This window comes from Bowmanella yangjiangensis (genome assembly GCF_017255015.1).
GTDB classification, from domain to species: domain Bacteria; phylum Pseudomonadota; class Gammaproteobacteria; order Enterobacterales; family Alteromonadaceae; genus Bowmanella; species Bowmanella yangjiangensis.
In genome coordinates this window covers 1-4849 of record NZ_JAFKCS010000066.1, presented here as the reverse complement: position 1 = coordinate 4849, position 4849 = coordinate 1, and the positions used below count along the sequence as shown (strand labels likewise).

5 protein-coding genes are annotated in these 4849 nt (G+C 54.0%); all 5 read left to right on the top strand.

Going from position 1 to position 4849, the window contains the following annotated elements; translation table 11 throughout:
* A partial coding sequence (locus J0A65_RS21400; RefSeq protein WP_269814695.1) for a phospholipase D-like domain-containing protein occupies nucleotides 1-1434 on the top strand: 1434 nt, incomplete at its 5' end.
* On the top strand, nucleotides 1431-2579 hold the full coding sequence (locus tag J0A65_RS21395) for a T6SS immunity protein Tli4 family protein (RefSeq protein WP_206596359.1): 1149 nt from the start codon (nucleotides 1431-1433) through the stop codon (nucleotides 2577-2579). The genes J0A65_RS21400 and J0A65_RS21395, both read left to right, overlap by 4 nt.
* Nucleotides 2580-2691: 112 nt before the next feature.
* The gene (locus J0A65_RS21390; protein WP_206596358.1) at nucleotides 2692-3591 is read left to right on the top strand and encodes a tetratricopeptide repeat protein; all 900 of its coding nucleotides are present in this window, start codon (nucleotides 2692-2694) and stop codon (nucleotides 3589-3591) included.
* A gap of 269 nt (nucleotides 3592-3860) precedes the next feature.
* Nucleotides 3861-4088 carry a hypothetical protein gene (locus J0A65_RS21385; protein ID WP_150607429.1) on the top strand — a complete coding sequence of 76 codons (228 nt, stop codon included), beginning with the start codon at nucleotides 3861-3863 and terminating at the stop codon, nucleotides 4086-4088.
* 326 nt (nucleotides 4089-4414) lie between these two features.
* On the top strand, nucleotides 4415-4819 hold the full coding sequence (locus J0A65_RS27490) for a DUF2388 domain-containing protein (RefSeq protein WP_232850090.1): 405 nt from the start codon (nucleotides 4415-4417) through the stop codon (nucleotides 4817-4819).
* Nucleotides 4820-4849: the final 30 nt, after the last annotated feature.

Genomic DNA, 4849 nt, shown 5'->3' with positions numbered 1-4849 from the left:
ATCGAGAACCAGTTCTTTCAGAGTGCGTATGGAGACGAGCGCGAAATTTTTGATGACGCTCCTCTTTCTGGCCCGATGGCGAGCCTGCGTGATCCTGGCAGTTTGCGCCAGGATTACGTCGCTCGCGTGCGGCTGCGCGAAGCGTTGGAGGCCGAGGATATCTGGCAGCTGGACTGGAAGGAAATCGATAGCATTGCCCAGGAGCCCAGTACCGAGGCGCGCCAGTTTTTGAAAAGTTTGCAGGCCATGTGGGGCATCAATGTCCAGGGCTGGCTAACCCACAAGTTGGGTGCAGCGCAGAGGGGACTGATCAATGGCATTGGCGAGGCCTTGGCCAACCGTATTGGGCGGGCTATCGATGAGGGGCGTCCCTTTCATGTCTACATGATTCTACCGGTGCATCCAGAAGGTGCGCTGAACGTTCTAAACATCATGCATCAGGTTAGTTTGACCATGCAGAGTCTGGCTTTTGGCGAGAACAGTCTGATCAAACGTATCCAGAAACGCATGGCCTTGCGCGAACTGCTGGATCGCAAAGTGAGCCGCGCCGAGGCACTCAAGGTCATCGAGCGCAAGGACGCAACCAACCGGCCTGTATACGAGCAACAGGACTGGAGTCGCTACCTGACCCTGCTTAATCTGCGCACCTGGGAAAGCTTGACGGGGCGTGTGGTTACTGAACAGATCTACGTGCACAGTAAGTTATTGATCGCTGATGATCGTGTGGCCATTCTCGGTAGTGCGAATATCAATGACCGTAGCCTACTGGGTACCCGTGATTCCGAGCTGGCAGTCATCGTTCGCGATAGTACTCCGGTGCAGGCCAAGCTCGACGGCAAGCAGGTACATACCGTCGGTAAGGCCGTGCATCAGTTACGAGTCGATCTATGGAAGAAGCACTTTGGCTTGTCCATGGCCGCAGGCTCATCCAGCGTCACTCCGGCAACCGGGCTGGAGCAGTATCTGGAGCAGCCCGCGGCGGAGGGCACTTGGAAGGCGATACAAGAAAGGGCTTTGCTGAATGCCCGCCTCTATGAAAGGTCCTTCGATTTTATTCCACAAAACATCAGTCAGGTTCAGTCGCGCAAAACGCCCGATATGACAGGCTATCTGAACGGATTCCCTGCCTCCACCTGGCCAACCTGGGCTTACCGCGATCTAAACAATATTGATCATGGCGGAGAACTAATGGAGCCCATGCCCTATGAAGAGCGCTTCTGGCACTCCGATACTCTGGCTGCCGTTAAAAGCTTCTCCTCACCCGTTGGTGTACAAGGCTTTATCTGCGCTTTGCCCGTCAACTGGACGCGTGGTGAGAACAATGATTCCGGTATAAACCTGAGCATTCTAGCCCAGGTACTTGAAAACCCTGAACGTAGTCGCGCACTGGCCCAGGCTGACTACGGGCACGAAGAAGAGATCCAGCGTGCATGAGAGTCCTTTTTCACTATCTGAGTCTTGGTCTGATAATTCCCGCAGGTATGGCGCTTGCCGACGCACCGCGACAAGAGTGCCTCGGGCGCATAATTTTTGATGTGCCTGAAGAAATGCAATGGGCAACCTATGATGGTCCGCGAACTGACAGAATCACTGATGGACGGGGCGGGCATGTATTTACCCCTAAAGTTACGGCTAAAGGCGACGTTGGCAGTTATGACTATGACGGGCTGACTATTCGCGTGAGTGATGTCGTCGGACGTGACATGTTCGATGGCGCTGCAAGGTATATCAAAGGCACGGCGCGTCTTTACCAGAAGGAACTGCAGAAAAATCTGGAGGCTGATAAGAAACTGCTTAGTGAACTGAGAGTGTTGGATGAAAAAGAAAGTACCAACGCAACTAAGGAGGCCGTGGAGCGTTTCATAAAGTCCATAGAGGAACTCGAGCGTCAGCTGCCTCTAGCTACAGTTCATGAATACGATCTTGGCATCCCCGATGCCTATTTTCTGGGCGGGCATCTCGCCCCTGGCAAGGCTTTGCTTTGGCGCAACAATCGCGTCTACTACTTCGCCTTTGCCAAGGCCGGCCCCGATTCCGCCAAGCGTATCAAGGCGCTGATGGAGCGTTTTCAGCCGCGTGAATTGTATGAAGTGCCCAAAGGCCCAGGGTTCTGCTTCCCCTACGGGTTTATCGCCGATGATGGCAAGACCGCCTACAGCATCAAGAATAGTCTGCGTTTCACCCAGACTCCCAACGTGATCTTTACCCTGATCAATGCCTCAGCCAACGATCCTTGGCAAACCAAGCCCACGTTAGGTACCTATGACACGGACTATCGCCCAGGCTATGACGCCGAAAAATGGCAGAAAACTCCGTTTATCGAGCGCATTCAGCTTGGCAAGCGCCTGGCAGGTCTGGAAGGCTGGCGCCTGGATCCCAAGTTGGAGTCTGGTGAGCAGGAGCGTGCCTGGTTCGCCCTGGCACACCGGGGTGGCACGGCTTCTCCCTTGTTGGCAGTACAGATGACCACCTTTCAGAAAGGCACGGACGACCTGTCCCAGCATACGCCGCCACCGGAAGCAGTCATCCCTCGCTTCAAGAAACTCAGTGAAAGCATTCGTGAGGACTTGGCCCGGTAGGCAAGCATATTTCCAGGGAACAAAAAGGAACAGATTTATTTGCTGACGTCATTTGACTTGGCTTGGATGAATCTGTCCTTTTTGACAAATCTGTATTGGCAGTGGGCTGAGCATGAAGGTTATTGTTTCTTTCATGGCTGTTTTGTTGTTGCTTGAAGGAAACTATGCGATGGCCGAGTCCGACTATCGTAACTTTGTATGCGTCCATGAAAAAGACCATTTGCCACTCTTGGATGCAGAGGCCGATGCTTGGTACAAAGAGGCGCTTTCCCTGACCAAACGCCAATATGAAATACGTGGCAGCGTCCGCCAGGACATTCTGGCGCTTTACCATAAAGCTGCAGCCCGCGATCACTGGAAGGCCATGCATAATTTGGCGGGGTTATACCGTACTGGCTGGCCTGGTGCGTTGGACAAAGATCCGCAGAAGGCATTGGACCTCTATGAGCGTATGGTGCAACTGGGTATCCCACAGGGTTTCTACGATATGGGCGCGATGATTGGCAACCGTAATGGAGTGACCAACCCAGAGACGGATGGTTTGACCTATCTCGATAAAGCTGCACAGTTGGGTAATCCGGCTGCTCAACTTAGACTGGGGCAGATTTATATTTACGAGTTAAAAGAGGATGGTCTGGGTCTGAAGTATGTTAATTGTTCTGCTGAACAAAACTATGCTGAGGCCTATTATGAGTTGGGGATGTATTATAATATTAAAGGTAATTTCCCTCTTGCAGTGAGGAATCATCAAATGGCAGTATCATTGGGGCATGGTACTTCTGCAATGATCCTAGAGGGTGCCTTCGATAAAAGAACCCCACCTCATCTGGCCTTTTATTACGCGCCAGATGAAAAGCTGAAAGAGCTCTATGGTCGGATAAATGCGCAGCTTGAAGCCGACCCTGATCTGCGCTTTCCCAATCTGCTAAAAGACCACCCTCTCCCCCCTCATCCGACCCAGGGTTACGATGCTGATAAACCCATCGACTGGAAACCGGATGAATTGAAGTGAGGGGCAACGCAGAAGCACTTGTAAACAAAATGCTTGAAATGCACCGCGTTGTGTTCACGACAGTGCTGCTCTTGTCTGCGGGCCGTTATTCCATAGCCGAGCCTGGATTCCGCCTTTTCATGTGAAGGTCGATGCTTGATATGCAGACTCACTGGCTCTGAACAAGTGTCAATGTTCAAGGCGTAGCAGTGCCTGCCAAGGCACGCTGAGTCCGTGCGATGAAGCCGCCTTTCACGATTGTTGGAAATTGCTTCAAGGAGGAAGAACCAATGAAAGTACTGTTGATCATCGCCACGTCGCTGCTCGGGGTTCTGGCGTTGCTTTCGGCGTTGCTATGGATGGGGGGAGTCGCAGGCGCCGTGACGGGGGGCGGCAGGGGGACCGATGAACTTGATTACCTCTTGACCTTGTCTGCAGTTTTCATCGGTTTGGCCTGTATCAGTGGGGTCACGCTCTTGGCATTGCCGGGAAGCAAGAAAGGAACCGGTCACGATTGAGTGCCTGACTCGCGTTGGCACATCAGGGTGGCACAACGCTGACGGTGATGCTCTCCAGACGGCTGACTTCCTGAAGGGCATGGACGATCCGAGCGAACGGACGCCAGCTGCGGAAGACGTCACTGTGTTTGAACACGTTGAGGCGAGTCCCTGGCCGGGCTGGTCGAATGTGATGGCCAGGTCATTGCCAGGTAGAAAGCGGCCTTTACGGCTACGCGGCTCGGAAGCCGGTTTCCGCTCGGGAAACTCAATAAGGAAGAATGGTGAGGCCCTCCAACATCGTGTCGAATGATTTACGCAGTTTCTTACGGCCCGCATGCGGCCAGATGGCAGGCCTTCGCCGGCCAGGCGCCACACTGCTGGCTGCATTGATCGGGTCATGCTGGTTCGCAGACGTCCAGGCGGTAGGTGACGTCGAATTCAATGACCCACTGATATCGTCAGGGCTGGTGCTCTACTCCCCGATTCTGACCACCATGGCGACGACAGCGCCGTTCATGTGGACATCAGCGGCAATCGAAGGGCGTGATGAAAAGGTCCTCATGCAGGCGCGGGACGATGCCGCGCTGTACGTTGCCAGCGGAGGACGAGAGCAGGGGGCCTATCTGACTGCCGCGCTGGCCTTGCTTCGAGAGCGAGGTGCGACGCAGGGCGATCAGGTGCTGGCGGAGTGGATTCTCATGGTGCCTGCACTGAATCCAGCGACTGCTTCAACGCCGCCGCGTCCTTGAATACCTTCTGCTCCACTAGTTGCCCATCCT